Raw genomic sequence first — 14,696 nt, 5'->3', positions numbered from 1 at the left:
CGGACCCACTGAGTTAAACCAAGGAGAAGACCTGAAATGCGTAAAGTCCTGATCACCGCCGCGCTGGCCTTGGCGCCCGTCCTCGCCCAGCCGGTTCTCGCCGCCGAGCCGGCCGCGCCTGCCGCTGCCAAGCTTTCGGTCGAAACCACCGATCTCGGCACGCTGCTCGACGATGCCGGTTCCAAGGCCGTGCTGGCCAAGCACATCCCCGATCTGATCGCCAACGAGCAGATCTCCATGGCGCGCGGCATGACGCTCAAGCAGCTCCAGGGCTTCGCCGGCGACGCGCTGACCGACGCCAAGCTCGCCGCGATCCAGGCCGATCTCGACAAGCTGCACAGCCACTGATCGCGATGGCAAGTGCGGGGGCCTTTTTGCGGTCCCCGCGCTTGTCTCGCACTGCGATTTCCACGGTGCCGGCGCAATCGGGTTAGACCTCGCCGACGCTTGATGGCAGTAACCGCCGCCATGCAGGCCCACCGGCACCTCGTACTGGCTGTTTCCGCCGCGCTCCTGGCGCCGGGGATCGCCCATGCCCAGCTGGTGAGCATCGAGCCGATCGCCCCGGTCGAGGAGACCGACCGGATCGAGATCGAACCCGTGCCGACCGCGGCCGATGCCATCTGGATGGCCGGATTGCAGGGGGGCCTGATCGATCGCGACGGCGGCGCCAACAGCCCCTATGCCACATTCTCGCTGACCCGTTACCGCCAGCAGACCTATCTGCGCGCAGCCCTGACCGTCTATCGCAGCACCTTGCGCCAGGTGGATACGCCGCTGCCATCGACCTATTACATCGGTTCGATCGGCGCGGGCGGGAACTTCAACGACTGGGTGCTCGATGCCCATGTCAGCTATGGCCAGCAGCGCTATGGCCTGATCCGTACGGCGATGACCACGGTCAAGAGCGACTACGCCTCGACCAACTATGTCGCCGCCGGCGTCAGCCTGGGGCGCGTGATCCGGCCCGCGGCGCAGCTCTATCTGACGCCGACGGTCGAGATCGAATATGTCGACACCAAGTCGCTGCACCACGGCTTCGATCTCGGTCGGCCGGTCGAAATCGAGGTCGCCGAACACATCTGGACCGGCGCCGCGACCTTGCGGCTCGATCGCACCTTCGGCGCCTACGAGCAGAACTATTTCGGCATCGCCGCCTCGCACCATCGCACCAACACCGGCCTGACCCAGCTCTATCTGGCCTCGCCTGGGGGCATCGCGGTGGGCGGGGTGACGGACAGCGGCAAACCCTTTGCGCCGCCGCCCGAAGGGGGTGATGTCGTCGGCGGCGCACCGGCGGGCCTGGTGCTCGTGCGCACGCCCGACAACTGGCAGGAGCTCGAGGCTTCGGGTACGATCCAATTGAGCCGGCGACTCTGGCTCGACGGTCAGCTCCAGCGCAGCTTTGGTGCTATCGCCGGTGACAGCACCCGCGCGACCCTGGGCTTCCGGTTGCGCTTCTAGTGGGCTCCGTCGCCGGGTTTGAACACCTGTTCAATATCCGGGATTGACAGTCCCGGCGCGATCGACAAGGAAGCAAGAACGAGGCGCATTGGATACATTTTGGCGCCGGGTGAGGATTGAGATCATGGCACAGACGCTGGTCGGTAAAGTCGCGCTCGTAACGGGTGCATCCTCGGGAATCGGCGCGGGAACGGCGCTCGAACTGGCGCGTGCGGGCGCGACCGTCGCGCTTTCGGCGCGCCGTGCGGATCGGCTCGCCGAACTCGTCGCGCAGATCGAATCGCTCGGCGGGAAAGCTCTGGCGCTGCCCGGCGACGCCACGGTCGAGGCCGAGGCGATCAAGGCGGTCGAGGATACGGTCGCGGCGTTCGGCCGGATCGACATCCTGATCAATTCGGCCGGGGTCATGCAGGCCGGCGGCATCGAGGGCGTCGACATCGCCGAATATCGCCGCGTCTTCGACATCAACGTCTTCGCCACGCTCTATTCTTGGTCGGCGGCCGTGCCGCACATGCTCGCGCAGGGCGGCGGCGACATCATCAACATCACCTCGCTGGCCGGGCGCAAGGGCGGTCCGCAGACCAACGCCTATTCGGCGTCCAAGCACGCGGCCAATTCGATGACCGACGCCCTGCGTCAGGAACTCGGCGGCAAGAACGTCCGCGTCGCCTATCTGATGCCGGGCGCGACGAGCACCGAGGTCGCCTCGGGTATTTCGAACCCGAACTGGCGCGACGCCATCGCCGCGCATGTCGCCAAGGACGGCGCGGTGCAGCCGTCGGAGATCGGCGAGACGATCGTCTTCATGCTGTCGATGCCGCGGCATGTGAACATCGCCGAGATCACCGTGCGGCCGACGATCGACACGACCGCCTGATCGCCAAAGACGAAGACAAGACAAAGCCGGGGGCCGCAAGGTCGGATCGGATACCAAGGAGAGACGCTGTGGCTGGAAGACTCGACAACAAGATCGCCGTGATCACCGGCGCCGGTTCGGGCATGGGCAAGGCGATGGCCGAGCTGTTTTCGTCCGAGGGCGCGCAGGTCGTGCTCGCCGACATCAGCGGCAAGCAGGAAGAGGTCGCCGCGGCGCTCAATGCCCAGTTCCCGGTCAGCGGCGGCGGCTCGGGCGCCAATGCCGTGCGCGCCGTGGCCGTGCATTGCGACGTCTCGAACGAGGACGACGTCCAGGCCATGATCGCCACGGCTGAGAAGGAATTCGGCCGGCTCGACATCCTCTGCAACAATGCCGGCTTCGGCGGCCCGATGGCGCCGCTGCACAAGCAGACCAGCGAGATCTGGGACAAGGTCCACAGCACCAACATCAAGGGCGCCTGGCTGGGCATGAAGTACGGCATCATCTCGATGCTCAAGACCGGTGGCGGATCGATCGTGAACACCACTTCGGCCTCGGGCGTGGTCGGGTGGAAGCACCACTCGGTCTATGGCGCGGCCAAGGCCGGCGTGAACCAGCTGACCAAGACCGCGGCGCTCGACTATTCGGACAAGAACATCCGTATCAACGCGATCGCGCCGGGTACGATGTGGACGGGCCTGGTCGGCGCCTCGCAGACCCATGCCGAGCCGCCGTCGGACTTCCCCAAGCTCGCCGGCATCCCGCTCGACCGCTGGGGCCTGGCCAAGGACATCGCCAATGCCGCGCTGTTCCTCGCCAGCGACGAGGCGGCCTATGTCACCGGCGTGATCCTGCCGGTCGACGGCGGCTATTCGATCGGCTTCTCGGGCATGGGCGCCGAACGTCCGGGCATGACCTCGGTCAACGACGACGGCAGCTGATCTTGCCGGCTGATCTGGCTTAAATCCCCGAAACGGACCCACCCCGCGTTCGCGGTCGCCGCCGCGCGTGACCTGCTCGCCTGCGCAATGGCGAGCAGGAGGGTGGAACGTGAGCAAGTCCAGGGAAATCATCGAGCGCATTCAGCACGAGCTGGCGCGCCGGGGCTTCGATCCCGGCACGATCGACGGGATCAACGGTCCGCGAACGCGCGGCGCGATCCGGCGGTTCCAGGCCGCCTCGGGCCTGCTGGTCGATGGCATCGTCGGCCCGCACACGCTGGCCGCGCTGTTCGGCGCCACGACCCTGCCGGCGGTGGCTCCGGCCGACGATCCCGCGATGCCGTGGTTCCAGGAGGCGAGGCGGCTGATCGGCGTTCGCGAGGCGGTCGGACCGCGCAACAATCCGCTCATCCTCGACTGGGCGAACCAGGCCGGAATCGACTATGGGCAGGACGACAGACCGTGGTGCGGGCTGTTCACCGCCCATTGCATTTCGAGCACGCTGGTCGACGAGGCGCTGCCGAATAATCCGCTCGGTGCGCGCAACTGGTTGCGCTTCGGCGCGGCTTGCGAACCGCAGCTCGGTGCGGTGATCGTATTCTGGCGCGAGGATAGGGACAATAGCTGGGCGGGCCACGTCGGTTTCTATGCTGGCGAGGATGACGATGCCTATCACGTGCTTGGCGGCAACCAGGGCGACGCGGTTTCGATCACGCGGATCGCGCGGGCGCGCAAGCTCGGTACGCGCTGGCCGGCGACTGTGCCCGCGGGATCGGGCAGGCCGCTCAAGCTGGCGGCGGGCAAGACCTTCTTCTCGACCAACGAGGCCTGAGCTTCCGGCGATATTCGTTCTTTATTTGTTCTGATCGAGGGGTTACCTTCCGATCACGAATCGCAAGGAAGGGACGATCATGGAAGCGAAGGGCGGCTGTCATTGCGGGGCGATCAGCTATGCCGTTGCGGGCGAGCCCGTCTATCACGCGCTCTGCCACTGCAGCGATTGTCGTCGCGCGACCGGGGCGCCGGGTGTGTCCTGGGCCCTGTTCGCGCGCGAGGCGGTGACGATCGACGGCGCGCCCAAGGCCTATGCTTCGTCCGAGCTCGCACAGCGCCACTTCTGCGGCGATTGCGGAACGAGCCTGTTCTACACCAACGAAAGCGTGTTCCCCGGGCAGATCGACGTGCAGACCGCGACGCTCGATGTGCCCGATAGCTTGCCGCTGCAGTGCCACGTCCAGACGGCCGAGCGCATCGCCTGGATGGAGCATCCGCAGGACCTGCCGCAGTTCGAGCGCTATCCGGCGCCGCCGGCCTGAGCGGCGCTAGCGTAGCGCGTCGGTGCGTTGCCAGGCGGGGCGTGCGGTGACGCGATCGAGATAGCCGCGGATATTGGGCAGGGCGTCCAGATCGAAGCGTTCGGCTAAGCGCGGCAGCGCCATCATCACGTCGGCGGCGGTGAATTCGCTGCCGGCGAAATAGGGCGCTTCGCCGAGCCGGGCCTCGATCATCGCGACCACGCGCTCGCCGCGCGTGGGGCTGGGGCCCGCGGGAATGCCGGCGGCAGTGGTGACGTGCTCGATCATGAAGGCCGGCACCATCGAGCCGTTGGCGAAGTGGAACCAGAACAGATAGTCGGCGAAGTCCGCATGGTCGGCGCCGGGCATCAGGCGTCCGCCGGCGTGCTTGCGGCAGACATATTCGACGATTGCCCCCGATTCGCCGAGCGTGAGGGCGCCGTCCGTGATCACCGGCGCCGTGCCGAAGCGCGTCAGCGCCTTGTAGGGCGGCGGCGCGGCCATGCTCGGCTCGCGGTCGTAGGTCTCGAGCCGATAGGGCAGGCCCAGCTCCTCGCAGAGCCAGATCACGCGGTCGGATACCGATTGGCGCAGGTGGTGGATCGTCAGCATGGCGCTCTCCCTTGCCGCGACGATGCGCGCCGCCGCGACCGCCGACGATCCCCAAATGGTGAGGTCAGCGCAGATGTCCGGTGCCGATCCGGTGCGCGAGCGGGCGGCCCGCAGCGAAATCGTCGAGGCTGGCCAGGGTGGTCTCGGCGATCGCGGTCAGGGCCTCTTCGGTGAGGAAGGCCTGGTGGCCGGTGACGAGCACGTTGGGGAAGGTCAGCAGCCGCTGGAACAGGTCGTCCTGGACGATCGTGTCCGACAGGTCGCGGAAGAACAGGTCGCCCTCTTGCTCGTAGACGTCGAGCGCGACGCCGCCGATCGTGCCGCGCTTGAGCGCCTGGATCAGCGCTGCGGTGTCGATCAGCCCGCCGCGGCTGGTGTTGACCACGAGCAGGCCGGGGCGGACCGCGGCCAGGGTGGCGGCGTCGAGCAGGTGATGCGTCTCGGGGGTCAGCGGGCAGTGCAGGGTGACGACCTCGCTCTGCCGTAGCAGTTCGTCGCGCGGCACGTAGCGCACGCCGAGCGCGACGAGCTCGGGGTCCTCGACCAGATCGCTGGCCAGCACCTCGCAGCCGAAGCCCGCGCGCAAGGTCCGCGCGACGAGCGCGCCGATCTTGCCCGTGCCGACCACGCCGGCGACCCTGCCATGGAGATTGCGGCCGACCAGGCCGTCGAGCGCGAAATTGTTCTCGCGCGTGCGCGCCCAGGCGCGGTGGATCTTGCGGTCGAGCGCGAGCAGCAGGCCGATCGTGAACTCGGCGACGGCGTGCGGCGAATAGGCGGGCACGCGCACCACGGGCAGGCCAAGCCGCTCGGCCGCGGCGAGATCGACGTTGTTGAAGCCCGCGCAGCGCAAGGCGACGATGCCCACGCCCAGGCCGGCGAGCGTCTCGAGCACCTCGGCATCGAGCCGATCGTTGACGAAGGCGCAGACCGCCTGGCAGCCCGTCGCCAATCCCGCGGTCTGGGCATCGAGCCTGGGCTCGAGGAAGACCAACGCGTGCCGGTCCGCATTGGCCGCGGTCAGATAGCGGCGGTCGTAGGGCTGGGTTCCGAAGACGGCGAAGCGCATGGCACGAAGGTCCCGCGCTTCGCTTGCGCGGTCAAGCCATCAGCGTGCGCGCCTGGGCCAGGCAGCGCGCCAGCCGTTCGTGCGGGCCGAGGCCCGCCTCGGCTTCCGAGCGGATCGGCACTTCGAGGCCGATCACCACGTCGTCGGGCACGGCGCGCAGGAACTCGCGCAGCGGCAGGTCGCCGTCGCCGGGGGCGCGGCGTTCGTAAAGCGCTTCGGTCATGTAATCGTCGATCAGCGCGGGCATCGGCACGTCGCAGAGCTGGATATGGCCGATCAGCGCCGGATCGAGCGCGGCGAAGGCCGCAACCGTGCCGCCGAAGCGGAAGAAGTGCATCGTGTCCACGAGCAGTTTGAAAGACGGGTGCGACACGGCTGCAACCGCTGCCAGCGCCTTGTCGAGCCGCCGCAGCCCGCCCGCGCCCAGTTCGCTGGTGACGACCAGCCCGCGCTCGGAGGCGAGTTCGGTCAGCCGCGCGAACTGGGCGTGGCTGCGTGCGACGTCGCGTTCGAGGCTGACCGCGCAGATCGCCGCCGCGCCGAGCCCGGCGACCATGTCGAGATCGCGGGCGAAATCGTCGGCCTGGTTGTCGGGCAGCAGGGCGAAGCCCTCGACCATGCCGATCCGCACGCCGTTGTCCGCGAGCGCGGCCTTCATCGCGCGCTGGAGCGCGGTGTCGTGGCGGAACAAGACCGCGGGATAGATCGACAGCCGGTTCGCCGCGGGGCCGAGATTGAGCGTAACGTGACTGCAGCCCAGGTCGCCGGTCAGCTCGATCAGCGCGACGGGATCGAGCCCGAAAGTGCTCAGGCACTCGATGCCGAGGGGATTCATCGCGATGCCGCGCTCAGTCGTCCCAGTGCGGTTCGCCGCTGGGCGTGTCGAAGACGGTGCCCTTGGGATCGAACTCGGTGCCGACATCGTGGACGTCGCAGATCACGGTTACCGTCGCGGTGCGGTCGATGAAGCGGTCCTCGTCGGCGCGGAACAGGTGGTCCTTGTCGGGCTCCTGCATGATCCGGTAGATTTCCTGGAGCGCCTCCTCGCTGGGCAGGATCCATTCGGAGATCAGGTCCCAGGTCCAGTCCTGCTGGGCATAGCCGCTGCCCGCGACGCGCGAATCCCCGCCGAACCAGGCGGTGTCGACGTAGTTGCGGCGATAGTCGGCGAACAGGTGGCCGCAGAACTTGAGCGCCATCGCCGCGTGCGAGCGCTCGAAGTGCGCCTTGAACTGCGCATGGGTCAGGTGCGGCTTGCGCTTGATGAAGTGGAGGACCTTGTACATCGGTCGCTCCCCCTCAGGCGTCGAGGTCGGGCATGGCCGGGATCGGCTTGATCGCCTCGTCGACCCACAGGTACTCGGTATAGTGGCCGAGCCGCTTGCGGGTATCGACGTAGCAGAAGCACAGCTTGTCGTCGGGGCCGGGTTCGGTGGGGAACAGGTAGGCGAACTCGTCGCCGCTGGCGCGGACCTCGGCGAGCAGCGCCCGCCAGTTGTCGATCCCGCCGCGCACGGCGATGGCGATGTGGTGATAGTTGAGGATGTGCGCGTCGAGATCGACCTCGTCGGTGTAGATCTCGATCGCACCCGCGACCGGCTGGATGATCTCGAACTGGTTGCGGCCGACGTTGGCCATGGCCGCGCGCACCTTGAGCGGGCGCATCTGGCCGAACGACATCAGTTCCATCTCGGCGTCGGTGGTGTGGAACTCGGTGATGCCGAGCGCCTCGCGGCAATGGTCCATCGCCGCGTCGAGATCGCGCGTGATGTAGCTCATCTGGAACAGCTCGCCGTAGCGCGCACCGATCGACATGTTTTCTCTCCCGCCAGTGAATGCAGTGGGCGCTATCTAAGCGCCCACGTCAAGTCCAGCGAGAGTGCTTGTTACACCGCCTCGTCATTGCGAGGAGCGACGCGACGAAGCAATCCAGGGCCGTCGCGCGGGCCGCTCTGGATTGCTTCGCTACGCTCGCAATGACGATGGGAGGGAGCGAGGCCCGAGGAAAAGCCTCAGCCCTTCACCGGACGCCTCAGCCCTTCACGGGCCTCCTTAGCCCTTCACGGGAATGTCGTAGCGTTCGATGTAGCTCTTGAACCGCTCGCGCACGCCTTCCTTGGTCAGGCCGTATTCGGCGAGATCGTAGGAATGCTTGCCGTGCTTGCCCTTCTGGTTGTCGGCCATGTAGGCCTGCATCGCCGCGTCGGCTTCGGGGGTGAAGGCCTCGTCGAAGCGATCGTAGATGCCGCGAACCACGCCGATCGGATCGCGCATGACGTCGGCGTACTGGATGTCGTGGATCGCGTTCTCGCCGTGCTTCGCCTTGAAGGCATCGGCACGGTCGATCATGATCTGGAACGTGTCCATGAAGGTCTCGCCGATCCCCTTGAGGTCGACCGAGTCGCTGTAGATCGCGCGGACGTGCTTGATCAGGCTGCAGATCGAGCCGACCACTTCGGCCGGATCGCGGTGGGTCATGACGAGCTGGCCGTCGGGATAGGTCTCGTGCAGCGCGTCGAGATAGAGCGGGTGCCACGGGTTCTTGAGCGTCCAGCGGCCCTTGGTGTTCTGCTGGAGCACCTGCAGCGTGCGCTTGTGGTGGCGGAAGGCCGGGCGATAGTCGGCCTCGTGCAGGAACCACTGGCGATAGCTCGGGATGTCGGCCTGCGATTCGTAGACCTGCGAGCAGAAGCTCGGCGTCATCAGGAACTGGCACTCGGTCGGGCTGTCGGCGTCCTCGTAATGGATCGCGGCGATCTGTGGCATGTACTGCAGCGACATCTGCGTCTTGTCCTGCATCTTCTGATAGCGCGGACCGGTGCTGAGCTCGTGCGGCTGGGCGGGCGGAGTGGGGTCGTAGGCTTCCCAGCGCAGGAACGAGCGGCGCGCGGGATCGGCGTTGAGCAGGTTGATCACCAGGGTCGTGCCCGTGCGCGGCAGGCCGAAGACGAACATCGGCTTTTCGATCGGCGCGTCGAGCAGTTCGGGATGCTTGGCCAGCCAGTCCTCGATCTTCATGCGGATGCCCATGAAGTTCACCAGGTCGCCTTCGGCCAGCGCCGCGCCGCGTTCGGTGAAGCGGGCTTCGTTGGCATAGGCGTCGAGCAGGCGCTGGAGGCCTTCGAGCACGGAAGGATCGCCGAACTCGGTAAGACCGGTTTGGGCGGAAGCGGCGGCGATGATCTTTTCGACGGTCATGTTGTATTTCCTTTGCCCTGCCGGCTAGTATCGAGTCCATCGCGAGAACAGGCCGCATCATCGAAATGCAGCCAAGATATGGGAGATGGGACGCGATGGACCCGAGCGAAATCCGGCATGCCTTCGTGACCGGTGGCGCCAGCGGCATCGGGCTGGGCATTGCCGAGGCGCTGGCGGCGCGCGGCGCCGCGGTCACCCTGGCCGACGTCGATGCGGCGGCGCTCGAGCGGGCGCTGACGGGGCGCGAGAATTTCCGCGGCGTGGTGCTCGACGTGCGCGACCGCGAAGGCTGGGCGCGCGCCAAGGCAGAGGCGGAAGCCGCGTTCGGCCCGGTCGACGTGCTGGTCAACAATGCCGGGATCGGTCCCGACGGCGCGGCGATCGCCGACCTGACCCACGAAAGCTACGACCGTATCCTGGGCATCAACCTGACCGGCGTGTTCAACGGTGTTGCGAGCTTCGCCGCCGACATGCGCGCGGCGGGCCGGGGGCACATCGTCAACGTCGCCTCGGTCGCCGGGCTCTTCGCAAGCGCGCCCGGCGTCTCGGCCTATGCCATGGCCAAGTTCGGCGTGGTCGCGCTCAGCGAGACCCTGCGCGGCGAACTCGCGCCGCACGGCGTCGGCGTCTCGGTGCTCTGCCCGGGCTTCGTCGCGACCAACATCATCGCCAACACCGCGCGGCTCAGCGGAATCGACAGCGACTACGACGGCGGCACGGCGCCGGGCACGGGCATGAGCCCCGCCGAGGCGGGCGAGATCGTCGCGCGCGGGATCGCGGCGAACCGGCTCTACATCCTGACCCATCCCGAGATGTGGCCGATGATCGAGGCGCGCCACGCGGCGATCGCTGCCGACTTCGCCGCCGCCAGCGCCGAACAGGCTGGGGGGCGCTGAGGCGCATGGGACTCGCCTCGCGCATGCGGTGCGTCTAGGTCGGCGGCATGGATGCACCCCGCCGCAACAAGGGCTTCGACGAGACCCACCAGGACCTGATCGAAACCGCGGTGCGGCTGATTTCCGAGCGCGGGGTAGACGCCCTGTCGATCGCCGCGCTGGCGCGCGAGATGGGGATCAACCGGACGACGGTCTACTATCATTTCGAGAACCGCGAGGCGCTGCTCCACGCGGTGTCGAGCTGGGCGACCGCGCAGCTCGGCCGCGGCACCGACGTCAACCTGAGCCAGCCCGAGCGCATCGGCCTGATCAGCCGCTTCGCGATCGAGAACCCCGAGCTGACCAAGCTATGGATCGACGATTTCGTCTCGGGCAAGGACATCCGCGACAGCTATTCGGGATGGAACGCGCTGGTCGAGGGCACGGCCCGGCGGCTGGCCGAGGAGAACCCCGGCGAGGAGATCGACGCCGAGGTCTATTGCGTGATGCTGATCGCCGCCTCGGTCATCGGCCCGCGGGTCTATCGCAACAGCGTCAACGCCGCGGCGAGCACCGAGGAGATCGTCGCCAAATTCGTCCGTGAGCACCAGCGCGCGCTCGCGCGCGACGGGGTGACCGCCAAGCCCTAGTCGTCCTTGAGCAGTTCGGTTTCCGGGTGGTCCTTGTCGAACCGCCGCAGCCGGGCGAGCGCCGCGGCATCCTGCTTGAGATAGGCGTCGAAGAAGGTCAGCACCGCTGCGCGGGTGATCGCCTGCTGGCGCTCGGGGCCGATCAGCGGCACGCGTTCCTCGCAGCCGGGCATCGTCACCTGGGGCATGTAGCGCTCGAAGAACAGGCAGTCGGGGTTCTTGTCGCCCGCCGGCCGGTCGGTGTTGTCGCGGAACCAGACATGGGTGCCGCGGCGCACCATGATCTCGTACTTGGGCTTTTCGAGCCGCGCATAGGCCGCGTGTGGCCGGCCGGTGGTGCGCGCGAAAATGTCCTTCTCGGCCGAGAGGAACAGCACGGGCACCGAGACCGCCGCGTGCTGCGTGCCGATCAGGCCCATGTCGCTGAACAGGGCGCTCTGCACCGGATCGCCGGCGCCGATCGGCGCGGTCGCGACGATGCGCGGATCGCGCGTCTGGCGGCCGAAGCTCGTGAAATAGCTGGTGACGCCGCCGAGCGAATGGCCGGTGGTGCCGATCCGCTTGGCATTGATCGCGCGACCGAGCGCGGGATCGGCCAGCAGCCGGTCGATGACGAAGCTGACGTCCTTGGTCTGGTTCACCACGTCGCGGGTGTCGGTCATCTTGATCTGGGTATAGGTGTTCAACGAGCTCAGCGGATAGGCCGGCGCGGCGACGATATAGCCGTGGCGCACGAGCTCGTTGACCAGGTGCATGTTGTTGTCGGGCGCGCCGTTGGTGCCATGGCTGTAGATCACCAGCGGCCAGGGACCGTCCTTGGCCAAGGCGGCATCGCGGCCCGCAATGTCGGCCGGATACCAGATCATCACGTCGATCCGCCGTACCGGCGCGCCGGCGAAGCCCGAGCTGGCCTTTACCGGTCGGCTCTCGTCGACGAAGCTCGCCTGTCGCATGCCCACGGCGTGGTCGCTCGCGGCCTGCGCCGCCACGGCCAGCGCCGCGAAGACCATGGTCGCGATCAGCCGCAAGGCCGCCGCAATCGATCGATCCATATGCCCTCTCCCCGTTCTGTTTTGTTGCAAGCAGTTGAAAGCTCGTCGCTTTCTGTTGGCTGCCGCCTATCCTGCGACTAGGCTGTCACAAAATGCCGGGGAGCAATAGAGTCATGACCGATCTGGCCGAGCGGCTCGACCGCCTCGAAGCGCGCAATGCGGTGGCGGAGCTGATCTACACCTATGCCCGCCACATCCGCCGCGACGAGCCCGAGCAGGTCTCGGCGCTGTTCCTGCCCGAGGGCACTTTCGAGATTCGCGACGGCCATCCCGACCAGCCCGAATATACCGTCCGCGAGTTCCACAAGAGTGCGCAGGAGGTCCACGACTACATGGCGCCGGCCAAGGGGCGCCGGCATCCGGTGCCGCTGATCCGCAACCTGATCATCGAGATCGACGGCGATACGGCGACGGCGAACAGCGTGATGGATGCCAAGATCTACGGCACGCCGCACACGACGATGGGCGAGTACCGCGACGTCTGCCAGCGCGTCGACGGGCGCTGGTACTTCAAGGCGCGGCTGTTCACGATCTACAAGGACGCTTCGGCGGTGTGATCATCCTCCCCGGTACGGGGAGGGGGACCGCCGACGCAGTCGGTGGTGGAGGGGGCTGTCGGTTGGCGTCGTGTTGCGCCGAGAACCCCCTCCGTCAGCCCTGCGGGCTGCCACCTCCCCGTGCCGGGGAGGATCTGATCAGCGTTCCTGCACCTTCACGCCGCCGAACATCATGGCTTCGGCAGGGCCGCGCAGGACGTCCATCGGGAAGACCGGCGGCACCGCGCTGACCGCGTTGAGCCGCGCGAGCTGGTCGGCCGAGATGTCGACCGCCAGCGCGCCGAGGTTGTCCTCGAGCTGCTCGGGCGTGCGCACGCCGATCACCGGCGAGGACACCGTCGGGTTGGTCAGGGTCCAGGCGACGGCGAGCTGCGCCGGGGTGCAGCCGATCTCCTTGGCGACTTCGACCACGACGTCGGCGATGTCGAGATTGCGCTCGGTCAGCTTGCCGGTGACCGCGTTGATCGCCTTGCGCGACGAGATGTCGCTCATGTCGCCGGGCTTGAGATCGGCGCGCGTGTACTTGCCGGTCAGCATGCCCTGACCCAGCGGTGCCCAGGGCGAGACGCCGAGGCCCATTTCCTGCGCCATCGGGATCAGCTCGCGCTCGACCGTGCGCTCGACCAGGCTGTACTGGATCTGCAGTGCGCAGAACTGGGTCCAGCCGCGCAACTCGGCGATCGCCTGCATGCGGCTCGCCTGCCAGGCGGGCGTGTCCGACAGGCCGATGTAGAGCACCTTGCCCGCGCGGACGAGGTCGTCGAACGAACGCAGGATTTCGTCGACCGGCGTGCGGAAGTCCCACATGTGGAGATAGAGCAGGTCGATGTAGTCGGTGCCCATCCGCTTGAGGCTGTCCTCGACCGAGCGGACCATGTTCTTGCGATGGTTGCCCGAGGCGTTGGGATTGCCGGGCTCGGTGGTCAGCGAATACTTGGTCGAGATCACCATGCGGTGGCGGCGGTCGGCGACGAGCTCGCCGAGCAAGGTCTCGGAGCCGCCGTGCTGGCCGTAGAAGTCGGCGGTGTCGATGAAGTTGCCGCCGCGGTCGGTGAACATGTCGACCATGCGCTTGGCTTGCTCGTCGCTCGAGCCCCACGAGCCCTGGCCGACGCGGAAGGTCATCGTGCCCAGCGCCAGCGGGGACACGCGTAGGCCGGAGCGGCCCAGCAGGCGATAGTCGTCGAGTTGCAGCGGCATCATTTCTCTCCCGAAAGTGGTTGTCAGTCTGGTTTGTCGTGATCCGTCCTGTCGCGGGCGAAGCCGCCCGTCGACATGCGGGTGAACTGCCTTGCCACCTCGGGCAAATCGGCCTGCGCAACGGTGCCGTCCTTGCCGAAGTGGCGGTCCATCGCGATCGCGAAGGTCATGCCGAAGATCGTCAGGCCGACGAAGTCGAGGTCGAGCTTGTCGCGGACGAGGCCGTCGAGGATCTCGCCGCGCTTGTGGATCAGCGGGGCGATGTGCTCGCGGTAGAGCTGCTCGCCGAGATCGGGATCGCTGAACAGCGCCGCGGTGAACAGCGGGAAGATGCGGATCATGTCCTCGATGTGCCGCGTCGCCGATTCCTGCGCCATGGCCGCCAGCTCGTCGGGCGAGGTCGCCGCCTCGTAGGTCTCGCGCCGCGCGTGCATGCCGCGCATGGCGTCGATCAACGGCTGGACCACGGCTTCCTGGAACAGGGCTTCCTTCGATTCGAAATGCTCGAAGATCGTTGCCTGGTTGACCGCGGCGGCGGCGGCGATGTCGCGGGTGCGCGCGCCCTTGAGGTTCGATCGCGCGAAGACCTCCTGCGCCGCGGCGATGATCGACTTGCGGCGCTCGGCCGCCGGCAGATAGGCGCGGCGGGGGCGGGTCTTGGTCGTGTCCTTGGAGGCCTTCTTCGCAGAATCCACGTATTATTCCTCGTCGTCGTCCCCGCGGGAGCGGGAACCTCCTCCGCCCGTTACGCGAGGTTCCGCGCAAAGGCCAAAACGCCGCGACTTCGCGGTGGCGACAGGACTAGCAAGTCACTTCGTCAGATACAACCAACCATTTGGTTGATTTTATACGAGGCCGGGCGCATGATGCGATTCGAGCTGCCGGAAAGGCGGCCTGGAAGGCCCTGAACAACAGGCACGGAGAGAG

At 67.2% G+C, this 14,696-nt stretch carries 18 protein-coding genes; 9 read left to right on the top strand and 9 right to left on the bottom strand.

Translation table 11 applies throughout. The annotated features are described in order from the left end of the window. The first annotated feature begins 36 nt into the window (after positions 1 to 36). The 6 genes from OLX23_RS07245 to OLX23_RS07215 all read left to right on the top strand — a co-directional run bounded on the left by OLX23_RS07245 (position 37) and on the right by OLX23_RS07215 (position 4,577). On the top strand, positions 37 to 348 hold the full coding sequence (locus tag OLX23_RS07245; RefSeq protein ID WP_264444084.1) for a hypothetical protein: 312 nt from the start codon (positions 37 to 39) through the stop codon (positions 346 to 348). Positions 349 to 450: 102 nt separating this feature from the next. Beyond that, positions 451 to 1,464 (top strand): autotransporter outer membrane beta-barrel domain-containing protein, encoded by a 1,014-nt coding sequence (locus tag OLX23_RS07240; RefSeq protein ID WP_264444083.1) that lies wholly within the window; start codon positions 451 to 453, stop codon positions 1,462 to 1,464. Between the two features lie 124 nt (positions 1,465 to 1,588). After that, the gene (locus OLX23_RS07235; protein WP_264444081.1) at positions 1,589 to 2,341 is read left to right on the top strand and encodes an SDR family oxidoreductase; all 753 of its coding nucleotides are present in this window, start codon (positions 1,589 to 1,591) and stop codon (positions 2,339 to 2,341) included. 68 nt (positions 2,342 to 2,409) lie between these two features. Next, complete coding sequence (locus OLX23_RS07230; protein WP_264444079.1) at positions 2,410 to 3,261, top strand: SDR family NAD(P)-dependent oxidoreductase; 852 nt, start codon at positions 2,410 to 2,412, stop codon at positions 3,259 to 3,261. 109 nt (positions 3,262 to 3,370) lie between these two features. Next, positions 3,371 to 4,093: a TIGR02594 family protein gene (locus OLX23_RS07220; RefSeq protein ID WP_319641300.1), complete on the top strand. Its 723-nt coding sequence runs from the start codon at positions 3,371 to 3,373 to the stop codon at positions 4,091 to 4,093. A gap of 79 nt (positions 4,094 to 4,172) precedes the next feature. Beyond that, positions 4,173 to 4,577, top strand: coding sequence for a GFA family protein (locus OLX23_RS07215; protein WP_264444077.1), 405 nt, complete (start codon positions 4,173 to 4,175; stop codon positions 4,575 to 4,577). A 6-nt stretch (positions 4,578 to 4,583) separates the two neighbouring features. Here the strand turns inward: OLX23_RS07215 and OLX23_RS07210 are convergent, their stop codons facing one another. The 6 genes from OLX23_RS07210 to OLX23_RS07185 form a co-directional block, all read right to left on the bottom strand. Beyond that, on the bottom strand, positions 4,584 to 5,168 hold the full coding sequence (locus tag OLX23_RS07210) for a glutathione S-transferase family protein (protein ID WP_264444076.1): 585 nt from the start codon (positions 5,166 to 5,168) through the stop codon (positions 4,584 to 4,586). Between the two features lie 64 nt (positions 5,169 to 5,232). Continuing rightward, positions 5,233 to 6,237, bottom strand: a complete 1,005-nt coding sequence (locus tag OLX23_RS07205) for a 2-hydroxyacid dehydrogenase (protein WP_264444074.1) — start codon at positions 6,235 to 6,237, stop codon at positions 5,233 to 5,235. A 31-nt stretch (positions 6,238 to 6,268) separates the two neighbouring features. Beyond that, positions 6,269 to 7,072: a sugar phosphate isomerase/epimerase family protein gene (locus tag OLX23_RS07200; protein WP_264444073.1), complete on the bottom strand. Its 804-nt coding sequence runs from the start codon at positions 7,070 to 7,072 to the stop codon at positions 6,269 to 6,271. A 13-nt stretch (positions 7,073 to 7,085) separates the two neighbouring features. After that, positions 7,086 to 7,523, bottom strand: a complete 438-nt coding sequence (locus tag OLX23_RS07195) for an EthD domain-containing protein (RefSeq protein ID WP_264444071.1) — start codon at positions 7,521 to 7,523, stop codon at positions 7,086 to 7,088. A gap of 13 nt (positions 7,524 to 7,536) precedes the next feature. Then, complete coding sequence (locus OLX23_RS07190) at positions 7,537 to 8,052, bottom strand: VOC family protein (RefSeq protein WP_264444070.1); 516 nt, start codon at positions 8,050 to 8,052, stop codon at positions 7,537 to 7,539. Positions 8,053 to 8,289: 237 nt separating this feature from the next. Then, a complete protein-coding gene (locus OLX23_RS07185; RefSeq protein ID WP_264444069.1) occupies positions 8,290 to 9,435 on the bottom strand; it encodes a sulfotransferase family protein in 1,146 nt (381 codons plus the stop codon). Positions 9,436 to 9,530: 95 nt separating this feature from the next. On the opposite strand from OLX23_RS07185, the gene OLX23_RS07180 reads away from it, so the two are divergent. Together OLX23_RS07180 and OLX23_RS07175 are read left to right on the top strand one after the other, a co-directional pair. Then, entirely contained in the window at positions 9,531 to 10,331 is an 801-nt protein-coding gene (locus tag OLX23_RS07180) for an SDR family oxidoreductase (protein ID WP_264444067.1), read from the top strand. A 47-nt stretch (positions 10,332 to 10,378) separates the two neighbouring features. Then, positions 10,379 to 10,960, top strand: a complete 582-nt coding sequence (locus OLX23_RS07175; protein WP_264444066.1) for a TetR/AcrR family transcriptional regulator — start codon at positions 10,379 to 10,381, stop codon at positions 10,958 to 10,960. Here OLX23_RS07175 and OLX23_RS07170 read toward each other — a convergent pair. Continuing rightward, positions 10,957 to 12,012 carry an alpha/beta hydrolase family protein gene (locus tag OLX23_RS07170; RefSeq protein ID WP_264444065.1) on the bottom strand — a complete coding sequence of 352 codons (1,056 nt, stop codon included), beginning with the start codon at positions 12,010 to 12,012 and terminating at the stop codon, positions 10,957 to 10,959. The two genes, OLX23_RS07175 and OLX23_RS07170, sit on opposite strands and share 4 nt — an antisense overlap. Positions 12,013 to 12,125: 113 nt before the next feature. Between OLX23_RS07170 and OLX23_RS07165 the strand changes: the two genes are divergently transcribed. Next, complete coding sequence (locus tag OLX23_RS07165) at positions 12,126 to 12,569, top strand: nuclear transport factor 2 family protein (RefSeq protein WP_264444063.1); 444 nt, start codon at positions 12,126 to 12,128, stop codon at positions 12,567 to 12,569. A gap of 138 nt (positions 12,570 to 12,707) precedes the next feature. On the opposite strand, the gene OLX23_RS07160 is transcribed toward OLX23_RS07165, so the two are convergent. Together OLX23_RS07160 and OLX23_RS07155 are read right to left on the bottom strand one after the other, a co-directional pair. Next, a complete protein-coding gene (locus OLX23_RS07160) occupies positions 12,708 to 13,772 on the bottom strand; it encodes an aldo/keto reductase (RefSeq protein ID WP_264444061.1) in 1,065 nt (354 codons plus the stop codon). A gap of 20 nt (positions 13,773 to 13,792) precedes the next feature. Continuing rightward, the gene (locus tag OLX23_RS07155) at positions 13,793 to 14,464 is read right to left on the bottom strand and encodes a TetR/AcrR family transcriptional regulator (protein ID WP_264444059.1); all 672 of its coding nucleotides are present in this window, start codon (positions 14,462 to 14,464) and stop codon (positions 13,793 to 13,795) included. Positions 14,465 to 14,696 lie beyond the last annotated feature (232 nt).

This window comes from Novosphingobium sp. JCM 18896 (assembly GCF_025938095.1).
In the GTDB taxonomy this organism is placed as follows: Bacteria; Pseudomonadota; Alphaproteobacteria; order Sphingomonadales; family Sphingomonadaceae; genus Novosphingobium.
Note: the sequence above shows the minus strand (reverse complement) of the source record. Positions and strands in the feature narration are given on the sequence as shown.

Coding starts and splice junctions, on each gene's coding strand:
- OLX23_RS07245 (WP_264444084.1), top strand. CDS start 37: ATGCGTAAAGTCCTGATCACCGCCGCGCTGGCCTTGGCGCCCGTCCTC.
- OLX23_RS07240 (WP_264444083.1), top strand. CDS start 451: ATGGCAGTAACCGCCGCCATGCAGGCCCACCGGCACCTCGTACTGGCT.
- OLX23_RS07235 (WP_264444081.1), top strand. CDS start 1,589: ATGGCACAGACGCTGGTCGGTAAAGTCGCGCTCGTAACGGGTGCATCC.
- OLX23_RS07215 (WP_264444077.1), top strand. CDS start 4,173: ATGGAAGCGAAGGGCGGCTGTCATTGCGGGGCGATCAGCTATGCCGTT.
- OLX23_RS07210 (WP_264444076.1), bottom strand. CDS start 5,168: ATGCTGACGATCCACCACCTGCGCCAATCGGTATCCGACCGCGTGATC.
- OLX23_RS07205 (WP_264444074.1), bottom strand. CDS start 6,237: ATGCGCTTCGCCGTCTTCGGAACCCAGCCCTACGACCGCCGCTATCTG.
- OLX23_RS07200 (WP_264444073.1), bottom strand. CDS start 7,072: ATGAATCCCCTCGGCATCGAGTGCCTGAGCACTTTCGGGCTCGATCCC.
- OLX23_RS07195 (WP_264444071.1), bottom strand. CDS start 7,523: ATGTACAAGGTCCTCCACTTCATCAAGCGCAAGCCGCACCTGACCCAT.
- OLX23_RS07190 (WP_264444070.1), bottom strand. CDS start 8,052: ATGTCGATCGGTGCGCGCTACGGCGAGCTGTTCCAGATGAGCTACATC.
- OLX23_RS07185 (WP_264444069.1), bottom strand. CDS start 9,435: ATGACCGTCGAAAAGATCATCGCCGCCGCTTCCGCCCAAACCGGTCTT.
- OLX23_RS07180 (WP_264444067.1), top strand. CDS start 9,531: ATGGACCCGAGCGAAATCCGGCATGCCTTCGTGACCGGTGGCGCCAGC.
- OLX23_RS07175 (WP_264444066.1), top strand. CDS start 10,379: ATGGATGCACCCCGCCGCAACAAGGGCTTCGACGAGACCCACCAGGAC.
- OLX23_RS07170 (WP_264444065.1), bottom strand. CDS start 12,012: ATGGATCGATCGATTGCGGCGGCCTTGCGGCTGATCGCGACCATGGTC.
- OLX23_RS07165 (WP_264444063.1), top strand. CDS start 12,126: ATGACCGATCTGGCCGAGCGGCTCGACCGCCTCGAAGCGCGCAATGCG.
- OLX23_RS07160 (WP_264444061.1), bottom strand. CDS start 13,772: ATGATGCCGCTGCAACTCGACGACTATCGCCTGCTGGGCCGCTCCGGC.